Below are 15,162 nucleotides of genomic sequence, written 5' to 3'. Positions count from 1 at the left end.
TTTATTTTTATTTAGTTATCAGCAGCAGGATTGAAAACCCTTTGCGCCAATTCTTGGTCAAAAAGATATAGTGCGGAAGGATTATCTTTTACCATTTTGATTTTAGAAACCAAAGTAGAAGCACTAGCTTCCTCTTCCACTTGCTCATTGATAAACCATTGCAAGAAGCTTGTGGTTGCAAAATCACCTTCTTCATTCGCAACTTTTACGATATTAAAGATACTTTTTGTAACCAATCTCTCGTGGTCCAGAGCTTTTTCAAAAACCTCTTGAGCATTATTAAATTCGTACGGTGGTTTTGGAACTTCGTTTAGGATAATTTGCCCACCTATGTCGTTCACATAATCGAACATTTTATCAGCGTGCATCAATTCTTCTTTAGACTGTACTCGGAAATAATTCCCAATTCCTTCCAAATCCTGCGCATAAAACCAAGCGCTCATAGAAAGATATAATTGTGCGGCATATTGTTCTTTGGTAATTTGTTCGTTGACGAGTGTAATAATTTTCTCTGAAACCATAACTTATTATATTTTTTTATGAATTTTTAACTTTAAGACCCAAATATAAAAAAAAGAGCCGTTAAAAATATAACGACTCTTTCTGAAATTAATCACCAACTAAAACTTATTTCGTAGCTGTGGCATCAGCACTTTTTCTTGCTTGGAATTTATCTTTTCTTTCTGCCATTTTTTTAGCCTTCAATTCTTGGAACTTTTTGTATTGCTCAGGCGTTAAGATTTTCTGCATTTCAGCTTCATTTTCTTTCATCTTCTGCATTCTGTCTACTTTTTTCGCCGTCATTTCCTGCTTTCTTTCTGCCGCTTTGGATTCGTGTAAAGCTTTGATTTGAGCAACTTGTGCATCAGTAAGATTCAGTTCTTGTTTCATTTGTTGCAAACGTTCTGCTTTTTTCTGAGAATGATCTGCTTTTGCTGTAGTCTGTGCAAATCCAAAAACTCCTAGTCCAAGAAATGCTGCGCTTAAAATTAATTTTTTCATTTTGATCGATTTTAATATTTGTAATTTTTATCTGTTTGTTGGATTTACTTTAATTTATAATGTTAAATTATTGATATTATAAATTTTTGTTAAATTATTTTTATCTAGAAGTGAATCTCATTCCAGAACCTCTAGTTCCGCTTTCAGATTTTGGAGTAGAATTTCTTTGGTTAGAACGTTCGTTACTTCTATTTTCTATTCTTCTTTCAGAGTTTTGATTTTGTCTAATACTGCCTTGATTTCTAATATTAGGAGAAGATTGATTTCTTATATTCTCAGAATTACTTCCGCTTCTTATTCCTCCAAAATTATCTCTTGTTCCCCCAGAGTTTCTGATTCCTCCATTTTCATTAGGTCTAACTCTTCCGTTTTGCTGATTTCTAACTCCATTATTTTCAAAACCTCTGATTACTCCCCAATTATTTCCATTAGAACCACTTCTTGGATTATCATTTCTGATTCCGTTATTTCTGGTTGGATTTATCATCCCTTGATTTCTGACATTTTCTCTAAATCCTTCTCGGAAATTTCCTCGGTTTACTTTGTAGATATTAATATTCACATTTCTGTAAATCGGTCTTACCGGATAACGTCTTGCATAGAAGTTTACGCAACGGTTTCTGTAATACACAAACGGACTTGCTCCACGGAAATAAACATTTTGATAAACTACAAAGATTCTTGGACCAAGGATATTTTGAAGCGCATAAAATCTGTCATAATACCATCTGTTCGGGTTCCATCTGTAATAAGAGTTCCAAGCATCATAAGAAGCAAAACGATTATTAAGAATCATAATCTGATTGATTTGGAACGGACTCAATCTGTATTGTACAAAAAACTGATTCCAATTTACAGAGAAAACCGCATTTCGGTAATCGTTATAATATCCTTGATAATATTGGTCCGGATAATAATCCGTTGGATAGTTGTAATAATAATCATCTGGATAATCGTAGGAATCATCATAATATTCGTATCCGTTATAATCGGTTGGATAAGTGTCATAGTAATCTTGTGCAGAAACTAATCCTCCAAAAATAATAGCAAGTGTTAAAATTATCTTTTTCATTTGTTCTTATTTATTTTGTTAATTGTCAAATGGAACATTTTCAATGTTTCATTTCTTTTATTTTAAAAATTAAATTCGAAAATCCATTTTTTCCTTGAAATGAAACTTTCTATCTTTTGGATATTGACGAATAATAAAAGTTAAACGAAAATTTAGATTTCGAATCAAAATTCAATTCAAAAAACAAATTTACATCTGATAATCAGTCTAATAATTTTCAACAAAAAAGCCTTTCAAAAATTTGAAAGGCTTTAAAATTTATTTTTTCGGATTAAAATCGGTCGCTATTTTCAACCCAACTTGCAATTTTTTGATTGAATTGGTCTTTGGTTTTCAAATCTTCCAATTTCAGATGCATTCTGTATCGCCAATAATGTGGAAAAACTGCAGGATTGTTAATTCTCTCCTCATTCATATTCGGATTCATCAATTCTTCGTCAGTTGCTAAAAATTCCTGAATAGGGAAAATCGCCAACATTGCATCCGTATAAAGGTGTTGTTTCATTATCATTTCTGACAATTCCGGAGACAAATCCCAAGGCGCAGTTCCATATTGCCCTAATTGATTATTAAAATATTTCTGAGTCAGATTTCTGTCCTCGTGCCACCATTGTCTCAGTGTAGAACTGTCGTGAGAAGATGCGGTTACAACATTCAAGTAACTTGCATTTTTCGGGTCGTACCAAGCGATATTTTCAGAAGGCATTCTTTGAACCTTCAAAGCGGTAATCGCCAATTTATCCATTACAACCGGAACAGAATCCGGAACTAAGCCTAAATCCTCGCCACAAATCAGCATCGTTGTAGAATTCAGTAAAGCCGGTAATTTTTCCATTGCTTTCTGATACCAAAGTCCATCCTGACGTTTGAAGAAATAATCATTATAAACATCATTCAGTTTTGCTTTTTCCCAATCCGGAAGATATTTATAAGAAGCAGTTTTAGTAATATTGAATCTTGGATGATAAACAACTCCGTTTTCTGTATCTTCGGTTAAAAACAAAACATTTCCAGCCAAAGAAATCAATTTTTCTTCTGCCCAATCCCAAGATTCTTTCTCGAAATAATCGGTTAATTTTCTCTGCGTATCAAATTCTGGTTTGAAAGTATAAACACCGTTATGATGATTATCGAAAAATTGATTCTGAACTTTTTCTTTCGCATCTCCGAAGTTTTCCCAAAGAATCGGGTCATTCACAAACGGTTTCACATAACGGTCAAAGCTAAACGGAATCTGTCTGTCAGCAAACTCTTTCTCAGTCACAGGAAGCGCAGGATAAAAATACCCTAACAAACCTTGAGTCGCAGAAATCGGCATTCTCCAAATTCTGAAAAATCCAAGAATGTGGTCTATTCTCATGGCATCAAAATATTGCTCCAAAACTTTGAAACGTTTTTTCCACCATTGGTAACCGTCGGCTTTCATCACTTCCCAATTATAAGTCGGGAATTCCCAGTTTTGTCCCAAATCCGAGAACTGGTCAGGCGGTGCTCCGGCTTGGAAATCCATTCCGAATAACTCAGGCTCTGTCCAAGCTTCTACAGAATATCTATAAATCCCAATCGGCAAATCTCCTTTTACAGAAATCCCCAATTTATGGAGATATTCTACAGCGTCTTGTAACTGCAAATGCAATTGATACTGAACCCAAGCGTGAAGCATCAACTGAGAATATTCTTTATGTTTTGGTGAATAAAGTGTCGCTACTTTTCCTGCAACATATTTTTTATGAGTCTTCCATTCATTAAAATTCGGGGTTTTGTATTTGTCTCTCAAAACACAAAAAGCAGAGTAAGGCATCAGCCATTCTTCATTATCTTTAATGAATTTTTTGAAGTTTTTATCTTTAAGAATTGTTTCTTGATTTTCTTCGAAAACAGCCTTTGCATATTTCCATTTTCCAGAAATCATCTGCTCGTAATCTATCAGACTTAAAGCATTCAGTTCTGCTTTTTTCGTTTGATAATCTTCAACCAAATCTTTTGGCAAAGCATATTCTAACTTCTCAATCGAAAGATATTGTGGGTGAAGCGCATAAACCGAAATCGCTGCATAAGGATAAGAATCTGTCCAAGTGTAATTCGCAGTCGTGTCATTAATCGGCAAAATCTGAATCACAGACAATTTGGTTTCATTAGCCCAATCTCCTAATTTTTTGATATCTGGAAATTCTCCAACACCAAAACCATCTTCCGTTCTCAAAGAGAAAACAGGAACCGCAACACCCGCAGAATGCCAAAGCGTATGATTATCAAATTTGAAATAATGGTCCGCTTTTACATAAAGAATATCCTTATTTGGATTTCCGAAAACCCAACGATTTTCGCCTGGTTCTACATAAAAAACTTTCCCTGTATTTTTATCTTTAATGGCGTATTTGTAAAGAATTGTTTGATGAGAATTGATTTCTACGCCTGTTTCCCAAACACCATAATCAGTTTCATTCAGTTCGATTGCTTTTTCATAGTCCCAGTTACCTAGAGCATCTACATTTCCAATCAAAACCAATTGCCAGTTTGGATGATAAAGCGGCGCTTCTATTCGGAAAAGATGTGTATGCTTCTTAACAACTGGTTGTTTTGCAGGTTGAAATCCTTGCAGACGGTTGTGAAGGATTTTGTTGGTGAGATAATTTTCGGGGAAATTTTTAAGATTCCATTGGTCAAAAATTACAAATTCTTTGAAGCTGTTCGGAAAATCCAGTTTATGGAAAGGAATCTCTTCCTCCAAAACTTCCCCATCTTCACTCACAAGAAGATATTTGTAAAGAATTGATTTAGAAAAATAATCCAATTCTGTGGTCCAGTTGTTATTTTCGGAATAAGTTAAGTCGTAGTCCCGATGCTCTGTTTTGTCTTCAAATAGGCGCAAAACGAGTCGTTGGCCAACTTTTGTTCCGAAGTTAACACTAAAGTATAGTTTCATTTATTAAGGTCTATTAATATTGACGCAATTTAATGATTTATTGAATTACAACTAATATTCCCGTAAAAAAATCATTTTTTCGTAATCCTTTCGAGATAAGTAGCTATATTATTGTCCAACGCAACCGTAATTCCGCCTACATTTTTGGCTTTCATATACATCAATACTTTTTCATCTTTTAATGAAAACATCAGAAAATCATTGAATTTATCTGGCAAAATTCCGGCTTCTGCAAAATATTCTAAGTCTACATTATTCTGAATCCAAGCCAAACCTTCCTGCAAATCTTCATATTTATAGCGATTTTTTAATCGTCTAGAATTGCCCGAAAGCCATTTATACAGATTATCAACATTAAGCGAAGCTCCAAGTAGCGGCAACAACACTTCTTTTGCGCCCACTGGTTTTTCACGAGGTTTTTCTGGCCCTTTTGGTAATCCGATATCTTTTCTAAGTTTTTCTTCCTGAGATTCCGCAAGTCTTTTATTGATGATTTTAACTTCTTCTATTTCCTGTGGCAATTGCTGAAGAACAACTTTCAATAAGTTATTGATGATAATTATTTTCTCGCCTTTGTATCTTTCTTTAGCAAAACGAAGTTCGTCGCCAATTTTACCTTCAATGGAAAAATTTCCAACATTGTCTGAATAAACTTTTTGATTAGAAGTCATATTCACAATCAAAACCTTTGAAATAGGGTTGCTTTCCTCCGAAATCACTGTACCAGAAATCGTCTGAGAGCAAATTGCTATAGAGATTAGGAGAAAGTAAAAGAATAGAAGTCTTTTCAAAATTGTTTAATTTTATTCAAAAGTAAAGTTCTTTACTAAAACAAAAATACGGTTTAACTTTCGTTAACCGTATTTGTTGTCATTTATGATTGTAATGAATTTAATTCAGAACATAAGTCGTTCCATCTCGCCCATCTTTCAGCTCGATTCCTTTTTCAAGAAGTTGGTCGCGGATTTGGTCAGAAAGTTCCCAATTTTTAGATTTTCTGGCTTGATTTCTCAAATCGATTAAAACCTGAAGAGTTTGGTCTAGTTTATCGTTATTAGATTCTTCAATCGTTTCCAATCCTAAAACATCAAAAACAATGGCGTTTAAGAATTGTTTCAAATCTTCATAATCTTCTGTAGAAATACTTTCTTTTCCCAATTTTGAAGCCGAAATAAACTTCACTGCCTCAAACAAATGAGAAATCAAAATTGGACTATTGAAATCGTCTGTCAAAGCTTCCAGCACTTTTTCTTTCCAATTTTTATAATCAAAAGAAGAAGTTTCTACACCTTCCACCTGAACTTGTGTATTAAGAATTTTCACAGCTTCCATCAATCTGTTGAAGCCTTTTTCACTTGCCAGCATGGCATCATTCGAAATATCAAGAACACTTCTGTAATGCGCCTGTAAAAAGCAAAATCTCAACACACTTGGATGAAAAGCTTTTTCAAAGAAATCATTATTTCCGGTAATCAATTCCATTGGAAGGATGTAATTTCCAGTGGATTTACTCATTCTTTGACCATTCATTGTCAACATATTGGCGTGCATCCAATATTTCACAGGTTCTAGACCATTGCAAGCTTTTCCTTGCGCGATTTCACATTCGTGGTGTGGGAATTTCAAATCCATTCCACCACCGTGAATATCAAATTGATCGCCCAGATATTTTGTACTCATCGCAGTACATTCGAGATGCCAACCAGGGAAACCTTCTCCCCAAGGCGACGGCCATTTCATAATATGTTCCGGTGACGCTTTTTTCCAAAGTGCAAAATCTTGTGGATTTTTTTTCTCACCTTGTCCATCCAAATCTCTTGTATTGGCAAATAATTCCTCGATATTTCTTCTGGACAATTCGCCGTAGTTAAGACCTCTTGCATTATATTCCAAAACATCGAAATAGACAGAACCGTTACTTTCGTAAGCGAAACCTTTTTCTACCAAAAGTTTGGTAAGTTCTAATTGTTCTATAATGTGACCAGTCGCAGTTGGCTCAATCGTTGGCGGAAGTAAATTGAATTTCTTCAAAACATCGTGAAAATCGACAGTATATTTTTGAACAATTTCCATCGGTTCCAGTTTTTCTAATCTGGATTGTTTGATGAATCTGTCATTATTGATATCGCCATCGTCCGTCAAATGACCAGCATCTGTGATATTTCTGACGTACCTTACTTTATAACCAAGAAATTGAAGACTTCTGTAAATAAAATCGAATGACAAAAAAGTTCTTACATTTCCCAAATGTACATTGCTGTAAACTGTTGGTCCACAAACGTACATCCCGATATTACCTTCTAATATTGGTTTGAAAACTTCTTTTTCGCCTGAAAGCGAGTTGTATATTTTTAGTTGCATTGTTTTAATTAATGATTAATTATAATTGATAAGTGATTTAAAATTTAAACATAAAAAATCAACAACAAATAATTGTTGTAATGAAGATTTTGTGAGATTGTTTTTTAAATTTTATCATTATTAATCAAATTTCGCATGACTTCCTACATAATGTAAGAACTCTTGTCTTGTAATGGGGTTAGTTCTGAAAATCCCGCTCAATTCTGCTGTAATCGTAGAACTAGCTGTATCTTTTATTCCTCTACAATTCACACAAAGATGTTTTGCATCGATGATACAAGCCACATTATTTGTTCCTAAAGCTTCCTTCAAAGCATCTACAATCTGCATCGTTAATCTTTCCTGAACTTGCGGACGTTTTGCGTAATAATCAACAATTCTATTGATTTTTGACAATCCTATCACTTCACCGTTGGAAATATAAGCAACGTGCGCTTTTCCTATAATCGGCAAAAAGTGATGTTCACAGAAAGAATAAACCGTAATATCTTTCTCAACCAGCATTTGGCGGTACTTATATTGGTTTTTAAAAGTTGAAACGCCCGGTTTATTTTCAGGAAGAAGACCACCAAAAATCTCATTCACATACATCTTTGCAACACGCTTAGGAGAATCTTTCAAAGAATCATCTTCCATATCAAGACCCAAAGTCTGCATAATCTCTGCAAAAAGTCCTTCTATTTTCTTAACTTTTTCTTCTGGTTTCAAATCAAAAGCGTCCTTTCTGAGAGGTGTATGATCTTTGCCAGTGAACAGATCATCGTCATTATCAGGAAAATGTTCCATAATATCATTAGTAATAAGACGCAAAAATAAACAAAATTTTGTAGCCTGTACAGAGTAAATCTAAAGATTTGATTATAAAAAGAATAGATTTAGAACGAGTTTAAAAAAGTAAAAAAAAATTGAAATGATTTGAAATTTTATATATTTGCACCTAAATTAACATAATTAAAAATAAATACTATGTCAGACATTGCATCAAGAGTAAAAGCTATCATCGCTGATAAGCTTGACGTTGAAGAAACAGAAGTAACTCCAGAGGCTAGCTTCACAAACGATTTAGGAGCTGATTCTTTGGATACTGTAGAGCTTATCATGGAGTTCGAAAAAGAATTCAACATTCAAATCCCTGATGACCAAGCAGAAAAAATTACAACTGTAGGTCACGCTATTGCTTACATCGAAGAAGTTGTAAATAAATAATATTATCTAGACAGAAAAAATTTATGGAATTAAAAAGAGTAGTTGTAACCGGCTTCGGCGCTATTACACCAATCGGAAATAATGCGAAAGAATACTGGGAAAACCTAAAAAAGGGAGAGAGCGGCGCTGCTCCTATTACTCTTTTTGATTCCACTAATTTCAAAACTAAGTTTGCGAGCGAAGTAAAAAACTACGATCCTCTTAACTATTTCGATAAAAAGGAGGCAAAAAAAATGGATAGAAACTCTCAGTTTGGACAGATTGCCGCTAGAGAAGCTATCGCTCACAGCAGACTTATAGAAGATAATGTTAACAAAGATCGCGTAGGTGTAATCTGGGGTTCTGGAATTGGCGGACTGGAAACTTTTGAAACAGAAGTTTTAGGTTTTGCTGAGTCTAATGGTATTCCGAGATTCAATCCTTTCTTTATTCCAAAAATGATTGCAGATATCACGCCTGGTAATATCTCTATCGAATATGGTTTCCACGGTCCAAACTACACAACAGTTTCAGCTTGTGCATCATCTGCGAATGCTTTGATTGATGCTAAAATGCTTATCAACCTTGGTAAAGCAGACGTAATTGTTTGTGGAGGATCAGAAGCTGCTGTTACAGCAAGCGGAATGGGAGGCTTCAACGCGATGCACGCACTTTCTACAAGAAACGATGATCCAAAAACAGCTTCTAGACCTTTTGACAAAGACAGAGATGGATTTGTTTTAGGAGAAGGTGCTGGTTGTATCATTCTTGAAGAATATGAGCACGCAAAACAAAGAGGAGCAACAATCTATGCAGAATTAGCTGGTGGAGGAATGAGTGCAGATGCACATCATATGACTGCACCACATCCTGAAGGATTAGGCGCTTATCTGGTAATGAAAAATTGTTTGGAAGATGCTGGTGTAACTGCTGACGAAGTAGATCATATCAATATGCACGGTACATCTACTCCATTAGGAGACATCGCAGAATCCAATGCCATTGCAAAATTATTCGGAGAACACGCTTTTGATATTCAGATCAATTCTACAAAATCAATGACTGGTCACCTTTTGGGTGCCGCTGGTGTTATAGAAGCTATTGCTGCTTTGCACACTATTATTCACGGTATTGTTCCGCCAACTATCAATCATTTTACTGACGATGAAAAAATCGACAGCAGACTCAACTTCACCTTCAACACGGCTGTTGAGAAAGAAGTTAATATTGCGATGAGTAATACTTTTGGTTTTGGAGGTCACAACGCTTGTGTTCTTTTCAAAAAAATATAATATGTTTTTATGGAGTTGAAAAGTTATTTTTCAAAATTACTTCCAAAAAACAGAGCACAAAAACTTTCGGAAAAAGATATTCTTTTTCGCAAAAAAATTTCTGAAATTGTTGGATACAATATCCATAATTTAGAAATCTTTAAAGAGGCATTTTCTTTAAAATCTTCTTCAAAAAGTACGAATAAAAAAAATTACGAACGTCTAGAGTTTTTAGGGGATTCTGTTTTAGGAACCATTATTTCTTGTCATCTTTTTCAGGCTTATCCTAATGAAAACGAAGGATTTCTCACGCAGATGAAATCCAAAATTGTTAACAGGAAAAACCTTAACAAACTTGGAGAAGACTTGAAATTAAGTTCGTTATTGCAAGCAGATACAAGTCAAACGATTCTGAGCGAAAACATTTCCGGAAATCTTTTGGAAGCTTTGATTGGTGCTATTTATCTAGATATTGATTATGAATTTTGCAAGAAAATTGTTTTAGACAGAATTCTTACGCCTTCCACAATCAATAAGCTGGAAAATAAAATCATCAGCTACAAAGGACTACTGTTGGAATGGAGCCAGAAGAAAAAAGTTCCAATCAAGTATGAAACTTGCGAAGAATTCCAACCTAACAAAGTCACCGTCTTCCGATGCCACGTTTGGTTGCACAACGAAAAGATTGCGAATGCCGTAGAAAGTTCTAAAAAGAAAGCCGAGGAAAAAGCAGCGCAAAGAGCTTTCTATGTTTTGAGTAAAAAAGAGAATATTATTGAAGGTCAAAAAACAATTTCTTAAGCTAGAAGAAGATCACACGGAGATCGTCATAGGGTTGATTCGACTTGTTAAAACAATCCCGGAGCACGAATTGTTTTTTTTACTCAATAAGACCAACGATTTTAATTTCAAAAGAATTGATGACATCAGCATCAAAGGCGAATTTTTTGATCATCAATTTTCTCGTTATCAAGCTTATGACAGATATTCAAAAAACTGTTATAGCTTCATTTCCAACAAATCGATTTTATCTACAGAAAAAAAAGTTCAAAATCAACTTTTTTCAGATGAATCAAATATTAAATTTTTACTAAATCTGCACCAAGATGTAGATTACATCCTAACAAATTCCGATATGTTTGCGGATTTTTCATTAATTTTGCTCCCGGAAAATTTCGTATTTCAAATTCAGGAATATTCACTGAGTTCTGAAGAAGAACTTTATCAATTAATTCAATATTATGAATAAAAACCTAAAAAAAACAAAAATCATTGCAACACTAGGCCCTGCTACTTCTAGCAAGGAGACGATGATACAGATGATACAAGCTGGTGTTGATGTATTTAGAATTAATTTTTCTCACGCCGATTACGAATTGGTGAAGAGAAATGTTGAATTAATTCGTGAAATCAATAAAGAATATGGCTACTCAGTCTCTATTTTGGGAGATTTGCAAGGTCCAAAATTAAGAGTTGGTGTAGTAAAAGAAGGTTCTTTCCTTAACCCGGGAGACGTTCTTACTTTCACAAACGAAAAAATGGAAGGCGATGCGACTAAAGTTTTTATGACTTATGAGAAGTTCCCTCAGGATGTAAAAGTTGGAGAAAGAATCTTGATTGATGACGGAAAATTGGTTTTTGAAGTTATTGAAACTAATAATGTAGATACAGTAAGAGCAAAAACAATCCAAGGTGGACCATTGAGTTCTAAAAAAGGGGTTAACCTTCCTAATACCAATGTTTCTCTTCCTGCTTTGACGGAAAAAGATATCGAGGATGCTAACTTTATGTTGGATCTTGAGCTGGATTGGATTGCTTTATCGTTCGTGCGTCACGCACAGGATATCATTGATTTGAAAGAATTGATGGCAAAACATCCAACCAACAAAACAAAAACACCAATCATTGCTAAAATCGAAAAGCCAGAAGGTGTTAAAAACATCGATGAAATTTTGATGGAGTGTGATTGCTTGATGGTTGCAAGAGGAGATCTAGGTGTTGAAGTTCCAATGGAGCAGGTTCCTGTTATCCAGAAAAACTTGGTAAACAAAGCTAGACTTTATGCTAAGCCTGTTATCATTGCTACCCAAATGATGGAAACAATGATTAATAGCTTGACACCAACAAGAGCGGAAGTAAATGACGTTGCAAACTCTGTGCTTGACGGTGCTGATGCCGTAATGCTTTCCGGAGAAACTTCTGTTGGAAAATACCCTGTGGATGTGGTTAGAAATATGGCTAAAATTGTTAAGAATATCGAGAAAACAGCTTTATATTCAAAACTAAACCACGTTATCGAAGAAAAAATCAACTGTGTAGATGAGCGTTTTATCACTGATAAAGTTTGTCGTTCTGCTGTTGATATTGCAAAATCTACAGGATCTGAAGCTATCGTAACTTTGACAAGTTCTGGTTATACTGCATTCCAAATCTCTGCACACAGACCTTCGTCTCACATCATCGTTTTCAGTAACAACAAGCGTGTGATTACGATGTTGAATCTTCTTTGGGGCGTTAGAGCATTCTATTATGATATGCAAAGATCAACTGACGAAACTGTAATCCAAGTGAATATGTTGACGCATAATTACGGATTTGTAGAGCAAGGTGATTTTGTTGTGAATCTAAACGCAATGCCAGTTCATAATGGCGGAAAAACAAATACATTGAGATTATCTACAATCTAATTTGTAGTAATTATAAAATAAAAAACCATCGAGATTCCGATGGTTTTTTTGTTCTGATTGATTTAGAAATTATTCTTTAATAATTTTCTTAGAAATAGTTCCCGATTTTGTTTTCACAGTAATGATGTAAACACCGCTTGTGAACTTATTCAAACTAATAGCTTGAGATTTTGAAGTCTTTGTATTTTCAAGAATCAATTTACCATTCATATCAAAAAATGCGATTCTCTCGATATCATTAGGCGCATTAACATTGATTATATCTTTTGTTTTCGTAGGATAAATTTTAACTTCTTCCTTACTCGAATCATTGGCTGTCAAAGTTATTTTCTTAGTTCCTGTAGCTACCAAAGCAAAATTTTGAGTTGCCTCATTTCCTTCTTGATTAACCAAAGAGTTTTTATTGGTAACCTCAATTCTATAGATTCCGTCAACTGTTGGATTATCAATCACGACTTGTTCTACATTATCAACCGTATTATCGCCTTTTGTAGCATTAGCATTCGGATCATTAATATCAAGTCTCCAAGGATAATAAATCGCTCCCGAACCAACTTCCACTACTCTAAGATCTAGATCATTCACAATTCTTGAAGTATGATTATTTTGAAGGTCTATATCGTTGGTAAATGGTGTGATAGCAGGATCAACCCAAGAAATGCTCACTTTCAACGGTTCGGTTCCAGTTGCTTTGATTTGTTTTGTAAAAGGTTGCCCAGATGTCAAAGTTTGTTTTTCTAAGTAAGCATCTTCATCAAGTCTATTGACTAAAACTTGAGCTGCTTTCTTAGCATCTACCAAGCCCCAACCGTACCAAACATCTGGTCCTGGTCTTCCAGCTTCATTCGCCGTATGGGTTAACAATGCTTTCATCTCATCAACATTGAAAATAAAACTGCTGTTTCCAGAAATATTTCTTTCAATTTGAGTCAATGCACCAGCAATACCGGAAACCATTGGCGCAGCGTAAGAAGTTCCGAAATTAACAACATAAAGATTAGTCGCATTGGGATTTGCAGTAGTATAATTAGCCATAATCATATCTACTCCTACTGCTGTAAGATCTGGTTTCACAGCGCCATCTTTTCTTGGACCGGCACTACTGAAACTTCCTTTTACAACATCACTAGCTTGAGTATATTTATGATTTCCTGGCAATTGGTTTACAGCACCTACTGTAATAATATTTTTAGCCAACGACCCATATCCTATACAGTTATAGCCTTGACTACAGTTTGCTGGCGGAACCTCATCATTAGCCTCAAATAAAACCCAACTACTTGTTGTAGAATTATATTTATACTTCTTAGAATTTGCAGATGGTCCTACCCCATAATAGTTCCCAGTTGATTTTACAATAATTTGCTGTGGTTGACTATAAACGATTTTATCAAATTTATAATCATTATCAGCATAAGCTCCGGAATATGTGTCGGTATGATTCAGTTCATAATTTCCGATCCAATAATAAGTGTTGGTGCCAGAAAGTTGCCATCCAACGTTAACACCATAGGAATGATTGGAAATATTAAGTCCTGGTAAACTAGTTAATTTTTCATAATTATTCCCCAAAGCAGTTGTTCCGAACATATAATTATCTATAACCCCTTGCGTTAATATACCTTTTGCATTGGCTTTAGGATAAGAGACACTACTTTGTGTGAAGTTTCCAGTCGCTAATCCGTTTCCAATCAAGATACTATTAACATTGGTACCGTGATAATGCTTCGCTTCTGTTGTAGCTTCTTTATTAATTGCTCTGCTAGTTGTAAATTGCTCGTGCGTATCTTGTACGCGGCCAGCATCAAAAACAGTCAGTTTGATTCCATTACCATTTACAGGAGAGGTAATCCCAGGAACAGTCCCCGATTGAAGTTCATCTATATTGGCAGTGGCATTGGCACTGGTTTCTTCTATAGAATAAAAAACTGGAATTTTTCCAGCAAAACCTGAAAGATTCTTTTTCAGGCTGTCTTTTTCTTTTTGAGAATATTTTGCAGTGGATTTTGAAAAATAAGAATCTAATTTATTCTCATTATTTACTCTTTGCTGAGTGAACTCATTTTTCAGTTTAAGATCCTGAGCATTAGAAAAATAAAATGAAAATATAAAACTTATACTGAATAAAATTCTTTTCATTAGAATTGTTTTTGCAAAGATAAAAAAATACTTATCTCATATTAGTTTTAAAAGTATTAACTATTTATTTCTGAATTTCTTAAATGAAGCTTCGAAATGAAGTTTCAGATTCCCGACATCCTGCTCATCACAAAAACCATATTTCAAAATAGTTTTGGTTTTAAATGTTTTCAACGAATAATATAAAACATTCATCTTTACGTTCGTAACCTAATTTTACGAACCGAAGTTCATCATTAATATTTCCGTTAATCAAAAATTGACCTTTAGAATCAGAATAAGTTTTCTCCTGAGAATTGATATTAATAACCAAAACCTGATTCACAGCAATAGAATCAGAGACAATTCTTCCCCTAATCTGTTGAGAAAAAATAAAATGCGAAATGAATAAAAGAGTAACTAATAAAAGTTTTTTCAAAGGCTATTTTTTCTTCAAAATTAGATTTAATTCTCACTGAGAAAAGAGTTTTAACCAGCATAAACTTTTTTATGAACAATTAACAAAATCGGACTTTGAAG

14 protein-coding genes are annotated in these 15,162 nt (G+C 34.4%); 5 read left to right on the top strand and 9 right to left on the bottom strand.

What is annotated here, in order from left to right; translation table 11 throughout:
• Positions 1-11: 11 nt before the first annotated feature.
• The 7 genes from V7P73_RS10935 to folE form a co-directional block, all read right to left on the bottom strand.
• Positions 12-521 carry a ferritin gene (locus V7P73_RS10935; protein WP_333853619.1) on the bottom strand — a complete coding sequence of 170 codons (510 nt, stop codon included), beginning with the start codon at positions 519-521 and terminating at the stop codon, positions 12-14.
• Positions 522-627: 106 nt separating this feature from the next.
• On the bottom strand, positions 628-1,002 hold the full coding sequence (locus V7P73_RS10930) for a hypothetical protein (RefSeq protein ID WP_333853618.1): 375 nt from the start codon (positions 1,000-1,002) through the stop codon (positions 628-630).
• Between the two features lie 100 nt (positions 1,003-1,102).
• Complete coding sequence (locus tag V7P73_RS10925) at positions 1,103-2,074, bottom strand: hypothetical protein (RefSeq protein WP_333853617.1); 972 nt, start codon at positions 2,072-2,074, stop codon at positions 1,103-1,105.
• Positions 2,075-2,345: 271 nt separating this feature from the next.
• Entirely contained in the window at positions 2,346-5,000 is a 2,655-nt protein-coding gene (locus V7P73_RS10920; protein WP_333853615.1) for a 4-alpha-glucanotransferase, read from the bottom strand.
• A gap of 71 nt (positions 5,001-5,071) precedes the next feature.
• Complete coding sequence (locus tag V7P73_RS10915) at positions 5,072-5,791, bottom strand: hypothetical protein (RefSeq protein WP_333853613.1); 720 nt, start codon at positions 5,789-5,791, stop codon at positions 5,072-5,074.
• A gap of 100 nt (positions 5,792-5,891) precedes the next feature.
• Positions 5,892-7,361: a cysteine--tRNA ligase gene (gene cysS / locus V7P73_RS10910; protein ID WP_313100756.1), complete on the bottom strand. Its 1,470-nt coding sequence runs from the start codon at positions 7,359-7,361 to the stop codon at positions 5,892-5,894.
• Positions 7,362-7,481: 120 nt separating this feature from the next.
• A complete protein-coding gene (gene folE, locus V7P73_RS10905; protein ID WP_333853681.1) occupies positions 7,482-8,147 on the bottom strand; it encodes a GTP cyclohydrolase I FolE in 666 nt (221 codons plus the stop codon).
• Between the two features lie 180 nt (positions 8,148-8,327).
• Here folE and V7P73_RS10900 point away from each other — a divergent pair, with 180 nt between their 5' ends.
• Genes V7P73_RS10900 through pyk form a run of 5 tightly spaced genes read left to right on the top strand, consistent with a single transcriptional unit; the run spans position 8,328 to position 12,504 of the window.
• Complete coding sequence (locus V7P73_RS10900; RefSeq protein WP_002976354.1) at positions 8,328-8,567, top strand: acyl carrier protein; 240 nt, start codon at positions 8,328-8,330, stop codon at positions 8,565-8,567.
• A 23-nt stretch (positions 8,568-8,590) separates the two neighbouring features.
• A complete protein-coding gene (gene fabF, locus V7P73_RS10895) occupies positions 8,591-9,838 on the top strand; it encodes a beta-ketoacyl-ACP synthase II (protein WP_333853510.1) in 1,248 nt (415 codons plus the stop codon).
• Positions 9,839-9,847: 9 nt separating this feature from the next.
• A complete protein-coding gene (gene rnc / locus V7P73_RS10890; protein ID WP_074233002.1) occupies positions 9,848-10,618 on the top strand; it encodes a ribonuclease III in 771 nt (256 codons plus the stop codon).
• Entirely contained in the window at positions 10,593-11,066 is a 474-nt protein-coding gene (locus V7P73_RS10885; RefSeq protein ID WP_333853509.1) for an IPExxxVDY family protein, read from the top strand. The genes rnc and V7P73_RS10885 overlap by 26 nt, the downstream gene beginning before the upstream one ends.
• Positions 11,059-12,504 carry a pyruvate kinase gene (pyk, locus tag V7P73_RS10880; RefSeq protein ID WP_333853508.1) on the top strand — a complete coding sequence of 482 codons (1,446 nt, stop codon included), beginning with the start codon at positions 11,059-11,061 and terminating at the stop codon, positions 12,502-12,504. The genes V7P73_RS10885 and pyk overlap by 8 nt, the downstream gene beginning before the upstream one ends.
• 69 nt (positions 12,505-12,573) lie before the next feature.
• Here pyk and V7P73_RS10875 read toward each other — a convergent pair whose 3' ends face one another.
• Together V7P73_RS10875 and V7P73_RS10870 are read right to left on the bottom strand one after the other, a co-directional pair.
• Positions 12,574-14,643, bottom strand: a complete 2,070-nt coding sequence (locus tag V7P73_RS10875; RefSeq protein ID WP_333853507.1) for a S8 family peptidase — start codon at positions 14,641-14,643, stop codon at positions 12,574-12,576.
• Between the two features lie 160 nt (positions 14,644-14,803).
• On the bottom strand, positions 14,804-15,061 hold the full coding sequence (locus V7P73_RS10870; protein WP_333853506.1) for a hypothetical protein: 258 nt from the start codon (positions 15,059-15,061) through the stop codon (positions 14,804-14,806).
• Between the last annotated feature and the right edge of the window lie 101 nt (positions 15,062-15,162).

Source organism: Epilithonimonas sp. (assembly GCF_036780765.1).
GTDB lineage: Bacteria > Bacteroidota > Bacteroidia > Flavobacteriales > Weeksellaceae > Epilithonimonas.
The sequence above is the reverse complement of the archived record's forward strand: the minus strand, read 5'-3'. Positions and strand labels throughout refer to the sequence as shown.

What these genes read in the sequence shown, in the direction of transcription:
- V7P73_RS10935 (WP_333853619.1), bottom strand. Translation starts at nt 521, where the DNA reads ATGGTTTCAGAGAAAATTATTACACTCGTCAACGAACAAATTACCAAA.
- V7P73_RS10930 (WP_333853618.1), bottom strand. Translation starts at nt 1,002, where the DNA reads ATGAAAAAATTAATTTTAAGCGCAGCATTTCTTGGACTAGGAGTTTTT.
- V7P73_RS10925 (WP_333853617.1), bottom strand. Translation starts at nt 2,074, where the DNA reads ATGAAAAAGATAATTTTAACACTTGCTATTATTTTTGGAGGATTAGTT.
- V7P73_RS10920 (WP_333853615.1), bottom strand. Translation starts at nt 5,000, where the DNA reads ATGAAACTATACTTTAGTGTTAACTTCGGAACAAAAGTTGGCCAACGA.
- cysS (WP_313100756.1), bottom strand. Translation starts at nt 7,361, where the DNA reads ATGCAACTAAAAATATACAACTCGCTTTCAGGCGAAAAAGAAGTTTTC.
- folE (WP_333853681.1), bottom strand. Translation starts at nt 8,147, where the DNA reads ATGGAACATTTTCCTGATAATGACGATGATCTGTTCACTGGCAAAGAT.
- V7P73_RS10900 (WP_002976354.1), top strand. Translation starts at nt 8,328, where the DNA reads ATGTCAGACATTGCATCAAGAGTAAAAGCTATCATCGCTGATAAGCTT.
- fabF (WP_333853510.1), top strand. Translation starts at nt 8,591, where the DNA reads ATGGAATTAAAAAGAGTAGTTGTAACCGGCTTCGGCGCTATTACACCA.
- rnc (WP_074233002.1), top strand. Translation starts at nt 9,848, where the DNA reads ATGGAGTTGAAAAGTTATTTTTCAAAATTACTTCCAAAAAACAGAGCA.
- pyk (WP_333853508.1), top strand. Translation starts at nt 11,059, where the DNA reads ATGAATAAAAACCTAAAAAAAACAAAAATCATTGCAACACTAGGCCCT.
- V7P73_RS10875 (WP_333853507.1), bottom strand. Translation starts at nt 14,643, where the DNA reads ATGAAAAGAATTTTATTCAGTATAAGTTTTATATTTTCATTTTATTTT.